This is a genomic window from Enterobacter sp. UCD-UG_FMILLET, from assembly GCF_000762975.1.
In the GTDB taxonomy this organism is placed as follows: domain Bacteria; phylum Pseudomonadota; class Gammaproteobacteria; order Enterobacterales; family Enterobacteriaceae; genus Enterobacter; species Enterobacter dykesii.
On record NZ_JRJC01000015.1, the window covers coordinates 209,008 to 223,666 of the forward strand.

Consider the following 14,659-nt stretch of genomic DNA (forward strand, 5'->3'; position numbering starts at 1 on the left):
ATCAATACAAGAAGCCCCGCTCAGTTGCGGGGCTATCTCATCAAGATTTTGATAAAGTCAACAGGCTTTTTAACAATTTATCACTGACTAAATAGTACACATAACGAATTAACAGCTTGATGTTTCAAATTTGTAGCTGAAAATTTCTTCAATTTCAGGTGATGGAGATTGTCAATTCTATTCTTCATTTTTTCAAACTAAAGCATCATTGTTACCTGCAAAAAGGATGTTCATCCACTCCACCCAACACATTGTTTTAATTGGGTTTCATCTCATTAAAATCACAATAACCTTGACTTATCTGAGTGCTAAATGTATGAATATGAAAATTTCAATTACAACCCTAGAAAAATGGCAGAAATCCAAAATAAGGTTACAAGTGATAACCACAGAATAAACAATGTTTGGGATATAACTTTTGACCCTAAAATCGACATAGACGATTTTAACGGCATCAGTGTGTACGACATTAATGAAATAGCAAGAAAGCATAAACAATTCCAATGTTACATCATTGATTTAAGTTATGTTGATTCAAATGAGAATGAGCAAACACTTGATAATGTTAAAAAGAAATCCGAACGAATTTACATCAAAGATATTCAATTTAACACTTGTGATTTCATTGGTTCCAACAATGGAAAAAAAATCACATTCCGCAATTGTACATTTGAAAAATCATACTTCGGATATTCAACCTTAACTGATGTTAATTTTGAGAATTGCACCTTTAATTCATCATCATTTGCATTAACGAAATTTATTAGATGCAGATTTGATCATAATTGCAATTTTAACCTTATATCAATTTCAGGTGGGAAAACTGTTTTTACTGAAAGTGTAATCTCTGCTGATAAGTTTATTAACTCAATCTTTCAATATGCCACGAAAGATTACTGTCTAAATAACCCATCCAAAAATATTGACGCAGAAAAATCGATGATGTTTACCTCAATGGTTAAACTTTCGAGAAACATTCTTGAGTCTGTATCCCAAAATGGCGATGACGCATACTATTATAATGCTGCGAAACAAGTCCACAAACTTAAAATTAAAGAAAGACATTATAAAAAAATATGGGACATCAAAAAAGACAAACCCACTAATTGGGTGGGATGGATTCTAACTAAATGTCGTTGTTTCCTTATATATTTTGCAATGCCTATAGAAAGTTTTATTTTAAATGCTTTAGGTTTTCTTAATGGTTGGGGTGCAAGCATATCAAGATGCGCACTTTTTGGAACTTCACTACTGACGTTATTTTCAATCATTTATTTCTTCTCTGGAATGGAACCATCGCAACCGCATGAGGGGTTTTTACCACACATAATCAAGAGCATAATTCAGAGTTTTGATATTACATTCCTTGCAGGTTATACTAAATATGTGAGTGCAAAGGATGACTATGCAACTCAATTAGTATGTCTTTTGAATATGCTTTTAGGATTAACATGGTATGCGATAAGCATTCCAACCGTCATAAATAAAATAAGCATCAACCGTATATGATTGAATTAATTAAAGATAACAACATAAACTGCCTTGTATTATTTGGTAGCCATGCAACCAACGAAGCGAGTGATGATTCCGACATTGATTTGTTGGGCGTCAACAATTCAACACTAAGAACGGTCAGGGAGAATGGGAAGGTAAATCTTTCTCTCTACTCGTTCAGTGAGTTAATAAAAATGGCTAAGTCAGGAAATATATTTCTCCTTCATGTTCTTATGGATGGAGTTTGTGTATTCAACCAACAAGTTTTCAATGAGATCAAAGATAACTTTATTTATAAGAAAAACTATGACATTGATATCGCCACCGCCTATTATTTAGCCAGAACGATACTTAGTGAGGTAGACAATATTTCAAATTGGCCAATTGCAAACAAAAGAATTTCTTGGTGTGTCAGGACCATTCTGATTTCAATATCCGTAGAGCAACGAAAACCCATATTTTCAAAAAGCAAACTCGCTTCATCTTGTGTTAATACCGGGCTGTGCTATGAAGATGCTTTCTCTTTAGTAGATGCCAAATCGAATAAAAATAGGAACAATAAAGTTCTTAATTCGCTATCAAAATTTTTAAACCACTACAGCAATTATAATGAAGATATAATTAAAAAATCTTTTTCTAGTAGCATCGTAGTATCAACTTTAGATAGCATTCTCCAGAACGGAAGTTTCTACGACGGATAATAAACAAAATAATAGAATCCCGAATTATCAGGATTCTATTTCCCTTCACATCCAATGCATCTGCTGCTGGCCTGACGCTGCTGGATGCGGCGGTGCTGGCATCACCTCACCTGGAGAAACAATAAACCGCTCGACAGTTTCGGTGGTGACAAACGTCGCGCTGCAGTTGATGTTTGTGCACTGGTGATAGCGCTCTTTGGTCGTGTCGGTAAAATAGCGACTTGTGCGGGCGTGAGCGGCAAAATGGCATTTTGGACAGTGAAACATGGCAAGCACCTCATTTAATTTCCGATGCGTTAATTTTACTCAACTTATCCTTATATAACAAATATTTAAAAGAAAATCACTGCGTTAATTCTTCGCTTTCGTACTCCACATCCGAAACCTTAACCTCAAGCTCTAAGCCCGTCGTGTAGCCGCTCCCGTTGAGGTTATGCACCACCCTGCTGATTATCCACGCCTGATCGTCTATGACGCGCTTAAAGCCTTTCACCGCGATTGGCGTTTCAGGAAATAAATCGGCGCGGCCGATAGCCAGCGAGATTGAAAACTCCGCAACGCCGCGCTGCAGCTTGTCCCACTTCGCCTGAACGGCGCGCATGGCCTGCGCCTTTGTCGCGTAAATGGTCGTCAGCTCCAGCACGTTGTCAGCCTCACCGGCCATATACTCCCCCTCGCGCGCTTCCTGCTCTTTTTTGGCTTTGGCCTTTGCTGGGGCTTTGGTCGCTTTCGGGTGCTGTAGCGCGCGGAGGTGCTTCTCTTTGGGCTTTCTCTTGAGCTTCACCTTTTGCTTTTGCGGCTTCGGGTCTTTGGTGTGCAGCCATTTCGCCGTCACGCCGGTAAAGGCTTCCCGGTCAGCAATGGCAAACTGATGACGATCGCCGTCGCCGCGCTCAAGCGTCATCTGCGGAATGGGCTTCCCGCTGGCAGTCTTACCGCTCCCCGCTTTCAAAAATAAAAGTTTCCCCGCTTTTACCGAAACCGCCGCCCCGTTCCGGTCAGCCAGGCGGGACAGAAACATCGCGTCGGATTCCTGCGACTGGTCAATGTGAGGCACGGCGACGGCTTTCAGCGTGTCGGCCACGCTGGCCGTCAGTTTATTGCGTGCCGCAATCGTCTCGACAATTTGCCCGAGCGTTGTGTTATGCCATGACTGCTCCCGGCGCGAGTTCAGCGTACCGCGAAAATCGGCGCTTCGCCCCCGGATGGTCAGCGTATCAGGCGCGCCCCTGTGCTCGATTTCGTCGACCGTGAACGTCCCTTTTTTTATCAGCGCGGACCCCTGCCATCCTAACCACAGCGTCAACGTTGCGCCGCGCGGTGGCATTGCTATCTGGCCGTCAGTGTCATCGAGCTCGATATCGAGCTGGTCGGCTTCGAATCCGCGATTGTCGGTCATGGTCAGACTGATAAGGCGGTCACTAAAATCCTTTGTGATATCGTCGTTATCCAGTTTGAGCATAAACGCCGGGGCAATCTTCGCCCCGGCCTGAATATCCATTCCTGTAATCATCCTGCCAGCCCTCCCAGCCAGTCACCGGCAGACGTGACCAGATTGTCGGCCTGCGTTTTCAGGTCGCCATAAATGGCCGCCAGCGATTTATCGACCCGCTTAAGGGAAAGGCTAAACTCGATTTTTCTCGCCGCTCCGTCGCTGAATAGCTCGGTGTGCGTGTGCGTTACTTTGTCGATGACATACATGCCGTGGATCATGCCCGTTCCGTCAATCAGCGGCCACGCGCGCCCCTCGTCCGCCATCAGCTCGATGGCGGTCAGTGACAGACGTCCGCCGGTAATTTCGGGATAGAGCACGCCCGACAGCGTGCGCGTGGTTTCACCTTCCCCGAGATACTGGTAAGCCGGTGGCTTGCCGATACGGTCGTTTGACACCCAGCGGTAATCCTTCGAATACTGCATGGACTGATAGGGCAGCGTGCGGCGCTCAAACACAAACAAACCTAAAACCATTAACATGCTTTATCCCCCTCAGTCATGGCGCATACTTGAGCGCTGACGCGCACGGTTTTCACGGTCGAATTTATCGACAGCCTCGCGGAGTTGCCGGTCAAGGTCGCTGCCCGGCGCGATGCCACCATTCAGGTTGATGTTATATTCAGGCTTGCTCTGGTCGACGTAAGTCTTACCAGTGGGTGCTGTTACCGGCTGATATGCCTGATAACCGCCATATGCTGAGGTTGCCGGAATATAAGACCCATTTTGCGAGCCGGTGGCGGCACTGGCTTTAGCGGCCTTCTGGTCAAGGTCGCTCGATTCTTTATTGATAACCCCGAGCTTTTCCAACAGCCAGTTAACGCCGGTGCGCAATGTATTAAAGCTTTTGAGCGGTAACATCAGCGCTTCGGCCAGCATCTTACCGAACATCACACCCGCATTTTTGCAGCTGTCGAGCGTCTCCTGCGTCGACTTAACCGGGGCTATCAGGTCTTTAAACCACTGCCACGCCGCTTTCAGTTTGTCACCCAGCCAGTCAAAAACCGGCTTTAACGGTTCGAATAGTTCCACTACAGGGGCAAAAGCCTGCTTTAGCCCCTCCATTACGCCTGAGAAAAACGCGCTTATGGGCTCCCAGTATTTGCGGATAAGCAGCGCACCGGCGACGATGGCAACGCCAATAGCCACTATCGGCCAGGTAAGCGCCCCGAGCACGGCCATAATGGCACCACCCACCACCGAGAAAATCGTTCCGAGCAGCGATGCACCGGCTATTAACATATTAATGCCGGTAATAACCGGCCAGGCAACGAGACCAATTGCCCCGAGGATGCCAATAATTGCCAGTGCACCGCCTGCGATGATGCCGATGGTTTGCGCCAGCCCCTGATTTTTCTGGATCCAGCCGTCGAGCTTTAACACATATTTCGTGGCGGTCTGGGTGAGCTTTCGCAGTGAGCCCTCCTGCTGGTCAAACAGGTCAGTACCGACGGCCTCATAGGCTGACTGGAATTCTTTGAAGTCGCCGCCGAGGTTGTCCTGCATGATTTTAACCAGCTCAGCGGTTTTCCCGTCCGAGGCTTTAAACGCCGCCGTGAGCTGGTCGAGCTTGCCGCTTGAGGCCGCGGTCATCAGTACCGCCGCCGCCGAGCTGGCTTCCTCACCAAAGATGGTTTTCATGTACTCGCCTTTCTGGCTTGTTCCGAGATTGTTTTTCTCAAAACTGCGCTGCATTTCTTTCAGAATGGCGAATATCGGGCGCGTGTTGCCCTTGCTGTCAGACGTTTTAACGCCGAGCTCTTTGATAGCCTCGTATGCCTTACCGGTCGGCGCCTGCAGGCGACTCAGGACGGCACGGCTGCCCGTTCCCGCCATCGAGCCGGTGATTTTGGCGTCATGGAGTGCGCCGATCATTGCGGCGGTCTGCTCGATACTGACCCCGGCATTTTTTGCCACCGGCGCAGCATACGTCAGTGCGTCGCTCAGCCCGTCAAAGTCAGCGGCCGTTTTGTTCATCGTCATCGACAGCACGTCGCCAATGTGCGCGATCTGGTCGTTAGACATCTGAAACGCGGATTTCATACCCGTCAGCAGCGCGGCGTTTTCTTCCATCGAGCGACGGTTAGACAGCGCCATATTCAGCGTGACCGGCGTCGCCGCCTGAATCGCTGCGGCATCCCCGCCGCTTTTCGCAATGATAATCTGCGCGCTGGCCGCATCGTCTGCAGACGCAGCGGTATTGTCCCCGAGCTGGCGCGCCTGTTTGCGCAGCGCCTCCATTTCGGGCGACTGTTTATCGACCCCGAGTACGGCCTGCAGCTCAGAGTTTTTCTGTGCAAAGTCATAACCGGGTGTGAGTAATTTCACTCCGGCCATCGTTCCCGCCGTGGCAATACCGACGCCCGCCGCGCCTGCCGCTGCAGCGCCTCCGGCAAGGGATTTACCGGCCTGATAACGCTCTTTAACGCGACTCAGTCGCGCCTGCTGTTGACTGACCCGCGCCAGTGCCTCGCGCTGCCGGTCTAGCTGCGCGGTCGTTTCACTGATGCTGGTTTTCAGGCGGCGCTCATCCGCCGACAGGGTGCGGGTATTAATACCGGCCTGCGCGAGCTCGGTACGCTGGCGCTGCACCGACTGCCTGAGGCTGTTGTATTTGAGCTGCAGGTCAGCGGCGGATTTCTTTGCCGCCTCCATCGCGCGCGCCTGCGCGGTTGTAGGGTTCTGCGTGTTTTTAAACTGGACGGCCAGCGCGGCGGCTTCCTGTTTCGCCTTGTTAAGCGACTGGCCTGTCACGGCAAGCTGTGCGCTCGCTTTCCTGAATCCGTCAATTCGGCCAGCCTGCGCATTCAGATCGCGCAGGCTGTTCTGTGAAGTGCGGATATCGCCAGCAAGCGTCTTGCTGGCAGTCTGGATAGCTTTGAGCGGTCGGCTTGCCCGGTCTACTGCGTTCAGCAGTACCTCAATCCTGACGTTATTGCTCATGGTGGTGTCCGCTTCGCTGCAGCGCCTTTTCGCGCCATGTGATGAGCTCGGTCACGCTCAGGGAATTCAGCTCTGATGGCGGCCAGTGAAATATCACCGCGATATCCGCCATCAGGTCATCGACCGAAAGGTTGTCCGGGAACGTCAGCGAGCCGAAGATGGCGACAAAAAACCGACCACCTTACCGGCGAACAAAATCAGGTCTGATGCTTCCAGACGCATGACCTCGGGCTCGGTCAGCGCCGGGTACGTCATGCGCGGCAGCACCTTAATCAGCGCATCGACGTCAGAGTTTGCCAGCGAGGCCAGACTCACACCGCGCAGAGTACCGGCGTTGGGTTTGGACACGGTCACCTGTTCGATTTTTTGCTCACCGCGCATGATTGGATTATCGAGGATCACAATGTTTGGGTTTTCGGTTTCGATGGTGGCGGTTTCGTTGATGTTTTCCATGATGTTGCTCTCTTTGAATGTGAGTAAGTGACCGGCCAGCCTGGCTGACCGGTTAACGGGTTACAGGCCAATCGCCCGGCGGTGCTCAGCGAGACGGTCAACGCCGTCGACTTTCATCACCATGTTGACGACGTCAATCTCGATGACCTCTTTGCCGTCAATCGTGAGCTGGTAATACGAGCACTCGGTCGCGATTTTGGTCGTGCCGCTTTCGCCCTGTTTGTTCTCGCCGCCGTCGTACTCCTTGTGACGGCCACGCATGACCACCTCAACGGCGGAAATTGCGCCGGTATCATCGCGCTGGAATGAGCCGGTGAAGCGCAGCGGCACGCTGTCGGCACCCGGTGACGCATACTGCGCCCACAGCGCGACGTCAGGCAGGCCGCCCAGCGTCCACTCAAGCGACAGCGCGTCGTCGTCGAGGCCGAGGTCAATAGACACCGAGCCCGGCATCCCGCCGCCGCGATATTTCTCAAGCTTGCGGGTCAGCTTTGGCAGGGTGACGGATTCAACGACGCCCATGTAGCTGAGACCGTCGTTAAACATGTTCAGGTATTTAAGTTTGCGTGGTAACGCCATGCTCTGAGCTCCTTAGCTGTTGACCGAGTCTGACAGGTCTGCCAGATAGGTATCGGTGATGCGCTGGCGCAGGGTCAGGTTTTCCAGCGGCGGGACGGGGGTGTAGTCGTAATCGATATACAGCTTCCCGGCTTTGAGGGTTTCCACGCTGTTTGACTCCGGGTCGTACCAGCAGGAGCCGTCAACGATATAGCCGTTGTTTTTCAGCTCGCGGAATTTGGCATTGATACCGGCGACGATGTCGCGGATGAGCGTTGCAGAAACGGGCTTATCCATCGCCCACGCGTGCGCTTCCGCCATCGTGTCGGCCAGCACCTGCGCCGTGCGGGTGTAGTTTTCAAACACGAATAATGGATCGTCCGAGCAGGTTCGGTTACCCCAGAATTTAAAGCCATCGTTGCGGATGAGCGTTGTCACCCCGGCCTGATTCAGCAGGTTGGCGTCGGTGGCCTGCTCCTGCAAATCCCATGAGACCGAGGCGCTGACGCCGGTGACGCCATTCACGCCGACGTTGGACAGCGTTTTGTGCCAGCCGGTATCCTGGTCGATTCTGGCGCGCAGGCCGAGCGCGCGGGCGGTCGCCCATGCAATATCGGTTTCGTTCGCCGTGGTGTCCCATGCCAGAAAATCAGGGTGAATCACCATGATCTCGCGCTGGCTGAAATTCTCACGGTATTTGATGGCGTCAGAAATGGTCTTGCAGCCCCACGCGCTCACATACCCGAACGCACGCAGGCTCTGGCAGGTTGACGCGAGCGCGGTCGCCACTTCCTGCGTGTCCAGCCCCGGCACGCCGAGAATGCGCGGCTTAACGCCGGTGACGGTTTTCGCCGTTAACAGCGCTTTCAGCCCGGTGTATTTGCCGTTTTCGTCGGTCGTGCCGATGATGTTGGAAATGGTTTCTTTCTGCGCTGCTTCCGGGTCTGACGGGTCGTCGGTACCTTCGGGAACGCGCACCACCACAATGACTGGCTTGCACTGGTCGGCGATGGCCTGCAGGGATTTTGACAGCGTGCCTTTTTTACCGGCTTTAGCGATAGCCGTTTGCACGCTGGTAATCAGCACCGGCTCATTAAGGGGAAACGTCTTGTCGTCAGCATCGCTGGCCGTGCAGACCATGCCGATGATGGCCGTCGAGACGGTGGAAATGGTGCGCGTGCCATCATTAATCTCGATGACCTCGACGCCGTGATGATAGTCGCCCATCTGTTTAACTCCGTGGTTAGGGGTGCGACTATTTTCTGTTGTGTGTCGCGCAGGCGCGATGCAATGCCGTTGGTGGAGGGATAACACAACATACAAAAAAGCCCTCCGGGTGGAGGGCTTCGTTTATTCTGGTTTTTCCGGCCACTCAATATCCGGCGCCGTAGATGTGTCGATCGCGTTCAGCGCCTGAATGTATTTCATCCACGCAATCAGGCTGGCCTTGTCATCGTCTCTGATGATGCCGAGCTGCAGCTCAGTCTGCCACAGGCTGATAGCGCTTTGCGCCTCTGACAGCAGCGCGGATTTTTTCTGTTCAGCCTCCTTAACCTGACCGTTTTTCTGCGCGTCCTTATCCGTGACCCATTCGCCACCGTTCCAGCGGTCATAGGGGGTCGACGGTGCAATTGTAGTTACGCCGACGGCATAGTCACCGGGCGCGGTAATGTTGGCCGGCTGACCGGTTTCCGTGTCATAAACCGTCTCACCGCGATGGTCTGCGACATACTCCCACCCGTCAAGACTGGCCGCGCGACACACCGCGAAACCATCTTTTTCTTCGACCGGTGCATCGGTGCAGGAATTAGCAGGAATCCCCACGCCCAGCGCCAGAAACTCGACAGAGGACGTCAGATATTCGCGGGTTTCACCGTCATAGTTATAAACCGTCATATCACCGGCTTTTGTGGTAATGCCCTGTTTATTCAGCGTCGCTTTTGCCATTATGCCGCCCTCACGATGTAGTTAAATGCAATGTTGCGTGGGCGAGCGCCGAATGATGACCGTTGACCACCAATTGAAGAAATCAGCCCTGCGGTATTTATGTGTGACCATGACGGGCTGTTGTCGACAACGCTGTCGAAATCACTCAATGGGATATATGCGGTCCCATCTGAATGACCCCCGATGAACATCCCAACTCCAGAGCCGACCTGAGCGGATAATAGCGCTCGTCCATTATCTATCCCGCGCCCGTCATCCCACCCTCGCAAAAACTCACTGCGCAAGTCAGGCAATTTACCGGATGGATAAGCGACAGCCAGCTTTGGATATTTCACCTTATCAAAAACCGCGCCGTTGCATTTAAGCCAGCCCTCCGGCGGAGTTGCCTGTGGCCACGGCAGCGGAAAACCGACCGGAATATATTTATCAATATCCGCCGTTTTGAGGTATTGCGTGTGCGGGTCTGCAGCGGCGAGGTGTGCGGCCAGCAGATTATCGGCATAGGCTTTCACCTCGATAACCTTATCCTCGACATACTGGCGCGTTGCCAGCACCACCGACGGGTCGATTTTCAGGGTAATGGCCGACGTGCTCGACACAATCAGAATCATGCGAATGGTCTGCGTGCGGCCGCTCCCCTCCTGCAGTTGCGGTTTGTAGGTCTCCGGGCAGTTTGCCACGGCAATCAGAATACCCTCATCATCGTAGAGCCCAATCTCGCGGATCCAGAAACCGCCCTCATTCTCGGGAATAATCTGTTCCGCGATAATCTGGCTGGTATTGGCCGGGTCAACGTTCAGCAGGTTCAGCGGCGCGATGCGCTTCTGATTTATGAGCTTCGTCTGCGCCGGGTCAGGGGTCGGCAAAGTACCATTCGCATCGCCGACGGCCATCTGCGTCAGGTTTAGTCTGGTACCGAGTGCCGCCGCGTTCGCCAGCCGCGCCGCGCCCTGATTGGTCAGAATGGCAAAATATTTTGCGGTCATGCGTTCACTCTCAGGTTATCAATCAAATGGATGGCCGAGGCCGGGTAATATTCACCGCCGACGACAATTTCCTCAGGGGTGTAGGGGTAAACGGTGAGCGCGTCGCCGTCGTAGCATCCCGCGCCGACATACAGCTCAACGGTAGCACTCAGGCTGATAGCAAGCCCCGTCAGGTGGCGGCTTGCCGGTTTGGCGTCTTCAATCAGGCGCTCAAGCTCCTGATACATTTCGTCAGTGATGCCGCTGTCGAGCACGCCGACAACGAGGCGGAACGTGCCTGGCGCCTCGTCGAGCTGCCACCACTCGCGCACCTCAATCAGAAAGCCGAGCGGCTCAACCACCCGACGCAATGCGCTGATGGTGCCTTTGTGCTGATGGACGAAAAAGGAGGATGCACACACGCTGCGCTTTGTTGTCTCCGGCCACTTCTCATCCCACCTGTCGACCGACAGTGCCCACGCAAGATACGGCAGCAGGTTTACCGGGCAGGTGCGCCAGTTCCACAGGGTGCGCAGCGGTACCGGCACGCGCTGAATTTCAGAGAGCGCGGCAGCGGCGGCGACCTCCAGCGGCGACGAGCCAACGGGTAACAGCCGGTCACTCATCCGAGCCCCCGATAGTTATCTGGAACTCGGTACAGTTCGACGCCTGCGACTTACTCAGCACAATGTCGGCCTGCGGCGATGCCAGCTCGACACGATGCACCCCCTCAACGTGCAGCGCCGCGTAAATGGCTGACAGCCGGATATCACGCCCGAGGCGGTGCTGCGCGCTGATATAGCTCTGAAGCCTCTGCTCCGATGCCTGCTTGATGGGCTCAGACTCGGGGCCGGGATAAACGTAGATCGTCGCGTCAATCTGGTACGGTACAATCTCCGCCGACTGGACGGTCACCCGGTCAGCCACCGGTCGCACATCTTCGGCGTTCAGTGCTTTTTCAACGATTGCCAGTAACTCATGACTCGCGGTGCCGTCACCCTCACGGGATAACACGGAAATCGTCACACAGGCGGGCGACGGGCTTTCGACCGACACGTCGGCGACCCGTCCGTCAGCGCTTCGACCGTGATACTCATAAGCGCCAACCGGACCCGCCACGCTTAATCCTTCAAAAGCTTGTTGTGTGCGCAGTCGCAGGTCAGCATCTGATTCCATAACGGCAGGCGTTGGCGGTATGGTGGTGTCATCAGCAGGGGTAATGGTCAGGCGTCCGGTATTATTGTTCCCGGCCACAACGTCAAGGTCGTGACCGGTTGAATACGCGAGCGTTACCGCCTGCGCGGCTTCGTTCACACGCTGACGCCAGATAACTTCACGGTAGGCGTTTTCCTGCAGCAGCTTCACAATCGGCTCTGACTCAAGTGCCAGCGTCCGGGCGATAGCCTCCTGCTGATTTTCGGGATAAAGCGAAATTAGCGTCGCAATGCGTTCTGCAAGAATGGTTTCAAAGTTCAGTTCTTCCACCACATCGGGAACGGGTAACTGATTCAGGTCAACGGTTGCCATAGTGATTTAACTCAGTGGAATGGTGATGGAAAAAGGCTGGCCGCTGGTCGAGCGGGTGCCGGTGATGTCGACATACAGCCCGCCGTCGGTCTCTGACCGTTCAAAGGTAATAGTCGCGAGGTCTACGCGTGGCTCCCACTTCTGGATCGCGGAATAGCACGCGGCCATAATCTGCAGGCGCAGCGCCGGGGTCTGCGGCTGGTCAATCATCTGCGACAGGAGCGAGCCGTATTCACGACGCATGACGCGCGAGCCAACCGGCGTGACCAGAATGTCGCGCACGCTTTGCCGGATATGCTCAACCTCAGAGATACTGAGGCCGGTCCGGCTGTTCATTCCCAGATAACGCACCGTCATTGCGTCCCCTTAGTCCAGCTTCCGCCGCTCTGAACGTTGCCGTGTGCGTGGTTATCCACCTGTACGCCGTTTGAGGTCAGCGTCCCGCCGGTGTGCTCGATATTCCCGCTCATCTTCCCGCCTTTCAGCACTTCGAGCGTGCCGGTCGTCAGCTTGTTGGTGCATACCACCTCCGGCGTATCGAGCGTGATGCGGGTAGAGGCTTTCACCAGCACCACCGGCACGGTGGCAGTAATGGAATCCGACGCGGTGACGTCGGCGGTTTTGATACCGGACACGGTGAGCGCCCCGTTTTCGGGTTCGTACTCGATGACCGCGCCATCAGGAAATGACACATGTAACGCATCAGGTGAAGCTGACGGCGCGGGATTGTCGTCAGAGAAAATGCCGGGCAGCACAAAGGCCGTATCGAGCTCGCCGCCGACAGCAAGTAAAAGCACCTGCTCGCCAACGGACGGAGCCCACCATACGCGTGAGCGACCGGCGCGACAGGTCAGCCAGTTCAGCCAGGTGGTTTCCATGCCGCCAGTCTGGACACGACAAAGTCCCTCGTCGTTGTCAACGTCGGTCACGATGCCGGTGCGGATAAGGTTGCGGATCGCGCGTGCGATTTCCTGCAGAGAATTTAGATTGTTCATAGGGAAAGGATGCCGCCGGGCAAGGCCGGCGGCAATTGAGCGGGGTTTTGTGGGGGATGAGACAACAATGAGCTACCCAAACGTTCCCTGTTTGATACACTTTATCTATTCGAGCCCTAACCTAAAAGAAACTATGGATAGAAAAATAAAATCATAAGTTTTTATTTTTTATAAACCTAAATCATTAAAAGAGAGACGCAATTCTTAATATCTGCAATACAGTAGCGTGTGAAAACTCTATTTAAATCAATCAGCATTGAAAACCATTCATTAGGACACTTACTCAAAGTGTTGCTATCTGGCTACGCTTCATTTCATCCAAGCCTGTATTTAACAATCAATACAGCGGTGTGAAAAACTCACACCGCCACAAAGTTAAAATAATACTTTAGACTTTAGAATTTTTGCCGCCAATTCAAAATCAATCTCACCAGTTTTAGATTCAGTCGCAAGATTATAAAGAACTAAAACATAAGCATCTCCAAGAACTTTAGTTATTGCTCCTGCTGTTGTAGCTGAAATAGCCCCTCCAACCACACTCCCTACACCAGGAATCATCTTAAGCAACCCTGTTACAATTGTTCGACCAACAAATACAGCACCTCCAGTACCAATTAATGAAGTAACCATTGTTGTTAGGGCCATTTTAGATACATCCATTCCAAACGTATAGCTAATCTTAGCAATCATCGCAACTTGAATAGGAACTAATGTAAAAGCATCTGAGAATGGTACTGGTGTAGCGGCAGCGGTTGCAGCTAAAGCTGTGGCTGCCAGCACTTCCTTGCTAGCTTGCTCTTTTTTTATTTCCAATGCTTTTTTATTTTTTACAGACAAGGCATTGGAAAAAGCCTTTTTTTGCACTTCAGGAATTACCTCATAGGATACCTGAATTAATTCATCAATCCCTCTAACCTTTCTCGTACCCAACACCTCATCCGTTTCATCTTCATCATAAATAACCTCTGGCACAGCTCGAGTCAAACAAACAGCATGGCTATAACTCTTAAATGCCGTCTTAACCTCATCGGCAAATTCATTATTTTTGAAAGAATTAGTTTTGGTTAGAACAACAATGATTGGCACACCCTTACTGATAAGATATTTTGCTATATCCAATTCAGCTTTTTCATATCGCTTTCCTGTGTCATTTATACACAACCATGCGAGATGAACATAATTATCTGACTGCTCACTATTATTATGCTCATTAATATATGATTCAATACTCAACTTTGTTTTTTCATAATCTGCAACCTCAAGTCCTTGAGTATCAATGATCTGCAGAGGAACACCAGCCTTTTTGATTACATTGATATTTTCTGTCACAGGTTTTCCTACACCCGTCTTTGCGAACTCACCTCTGAACACGCTATTTATAAGAGAACTTTTTCCAACGCCCGTTTTACCTATCACTATAATGTTAGCTACAGGCATGTCCTTTACTGCATCATTCAGAATAGAGTTTATGTCTATGTTCACTTTCACAATCCTTTCATCCAGAAGTTATCAAATGTCATATCGACAGAATGGGCCCCTGAAAAGATAAATAGGATTTGTATGAAAGTCACCACTTACCCATCTT

Annotated in this window: 17 protein-coding genes; 2 read left to right on the plus strand and 15 right to left on the minus strand. The window is 51.6% G+C overall.

Features of this window, described 5'->3' with window-relative positions:
* Positions 1-312 precede the first annotated feature (312 nt).
* Positions 313-1,509, plus strand: coding sequence for a pentapeptide repeat-containing protein (locus LA04_RS08070; protein WP_047651126.1), 1,197 nt, complete (start codon positions 313-315; stop codon positions 1,507-1,509).
* Positions 1,506-2,195: a nucleotidyltransferase domain-containing protein gene (locus tag LA04_RS08075; protein WP_047651127.1), complete on the plus strand. Its 690-nt coding sequence runs from the start codon at positions 1,506-1,508 to the stop codon at positions 2,193-2,195. Before LA04_RS08070 ends, LA04_RS08075 begins: the two co-directional genes overlap by 4 nt.
* A gap of 45 nt (positions 2,196-2,240) precedes the next feature.
* Here LA04_RS08075 and LA04_RS08080 read toward each other — a convergent pair whose 3' ends face one another.
* From LA04_RS08080 to LA04_RS08145, 15 genes are all read right to left on the minus strand, one after another.
* The gene (locus LA04_RS08080) at positions 2,241-2,462 is read right to left on the minus strand and encodes a DNA-binding transcriptional regulator (protein WP_047651128.1); all 222 of its coding nucleotides are present in this window, start codon (positions 2,460-2,462) and stop codon (positions 2,241-2,243) included.
* Between the two features lie 76 nt (positions 2,463-2,538).
* On the minus strand, positions 2,539-3,708 hold the full coding sequence (locus tag LA04_RS08085; protein WP_047651129.1) for a phage late control D family protein: 1,170 nt from the start codon (positions 3,706-3,708) through the stop codon (positions 2,539-2,541).
* Positions 3,705-4,169: a phage tail protein gene (locus tag LA04_RS08090; RefSeq protein ID WP_047651130.1), complete on the minus strand. Its 465-nt coding sequence runs from the start codon at positions 4,167-4,169 to the stop codon at positions 3,705-3,707. The genes LA04_RS08085 and LA04_RS08090 overlap by 4 nt, the downstream gene beginning before the upstream one ends.
* 12 nt (positions 4,170-4,181) lie before the next feature.
* Complete coding sequence (locus tag LA04_RS08095) at positions 4,182-6,629, minus strand: phage tail tape measure protein (RefSeq protein ID WP_047651131.1); 2,448 nt, start codon at positions 6,627-6,629, stop codon at positions 4,182-4,184.
* Complete coding sequence (locus LA04_RS23105) at positions 6,619-6,777, minus strand: GpE family phage tail protein (RefSeq protein WP_240326290.1); 159 nt, start codon at positions 6,775-6,777, stop codon at positions 6,619-6,621. The genes LA04_RS08095 and LA04_RS23105 overlap by 11 nt, the downstream gene beginning before the upstream one ends.
* Positions 6,774-7,082 (minus strand): phage tail assembly protein, encoded by a 309-nt coding sequence (locus LA04_RS08100; protein WP_000427886.1) that lies wholly within the window; start codon positions 7,080-7,082, stop codon positions 6,774-6,776. Before LA04_RS08100 ends, LA04_RS23105 begins: the two co-directional genes overlap by 4 nt.
* A 60-nt stretch (positions 7,083-7,142) precedes the next feature.
* Positions 7,143-7,661, minus strand: a complete 519-nt coding sequence (locus LA04_RS08105) for a phage major tail tube protein (RefSeq protein WP_001207673.1) — start codon at positions 7,659-7,661, stop codon at positions 7,143-7,145.
* Between the two features lie 12 nt (positions 7,662-7,673).
* Positions 7,674-8,867 (minus strand): phage tail sheath protein, encoded by a 1,194-nt coding sequence (locus LA04_RS08110; protein ID WP_047651132.1) that lies wholly within the window; start codon positions 8,865-8,867, stop codon positions 7,674-7,676.
* A gap of 123 nt (positions 8,868-8,990) precedes the next feature.
* Complete coding sequence (locus LA04_RS08115; RefSeq protein WP_047651133.1) at positions 8,991-9,587, minus strand: tail fiber assembly protein; 597 nt, start codon at positions 9,585-9,587, stop codon at positions 8,991-8,993.
* The gene (locus LA04_RS08120; RefSeq protein WP_047651134.1) at positions 9,587-10,573 is read right to left on the minus strand and encodes a phage tail-collar fiber domain-containing protein; all 987 of its coding nucleotides are present in this window, start codon (positions 10,571-10,573) and stop codon (positions 9,587-9,589) included. The genes LA04_RS08115 and LA04_RS08120 overlap by 1 nt, the downstream gene beginning before the upstream one ends.
* Positions 10,570-11,178 (minus strand): phage tail protein I, encoded by a 609-nt coding sequence (locus tag LA04_RS08125; RefSeq protein ID WP_047651135.1) that lies wholly within the window; start codon positions 11,176-11,178, stop codon positions 10,570-10,572. The genes LA04_RS08120 and LA04_RS08125 overlap by 4 nt, the downstream gene beginning before the upstream one ends.
* Positions 11,171-12,079 (minus strand): baseplate assembly protein, encoded by a 909-nt coding sequence (locus LA04_RS08130; protein WP_047651136.1) that lies wholly within the window; start codon positions 12,077-12,079, stop codon positions 11,171-11,173. The genes LA04_RS08125 and LA04_RS08130 overlap by 8 nt, the downstream gene beginning before the upstream one ends.
* 6 nt (positions 12,080-12,085) lie before the next feature.
* Positions 12,086-12,436 (minus strand): GPW/gp25 family protein, encoded by a 351-nt coding sequence (locus LA04_RS08135; RefSeq protein WP_047651137.1) that lies wholly within the window; start codon positions 12,434-12,436, stop codon positions 12,086-12,088.
* Positions 12,433-13,074, minus strand: a complete 642-nt coding sequence (locus tag LA04_RS08140) for a phage baseplate assembly protein V (RefSeq protein WP_047651138.1) — start codon at positions 13,072-13,074, stop codon at positions 12,433-12,435. Before LA04_RS08140 ends, LA04_RS08135 begins: the two co-directional genes overlap by 4 nt.
* Before the next feature lie 375 nt (positions 13,075-13,449).
* Positions 13,450-14,556, minus strand: a complete 1,107-nt coding sequence (locus LA04_RS08145) for a YcjF family protein (RefSeq protein ID WP_052119534.1) — start codon at positions 14,554-14,556, stop codon at positions 13,450-13,452.
* Positions 14,557-14,659: the final 103 nt, after the last annotated feature.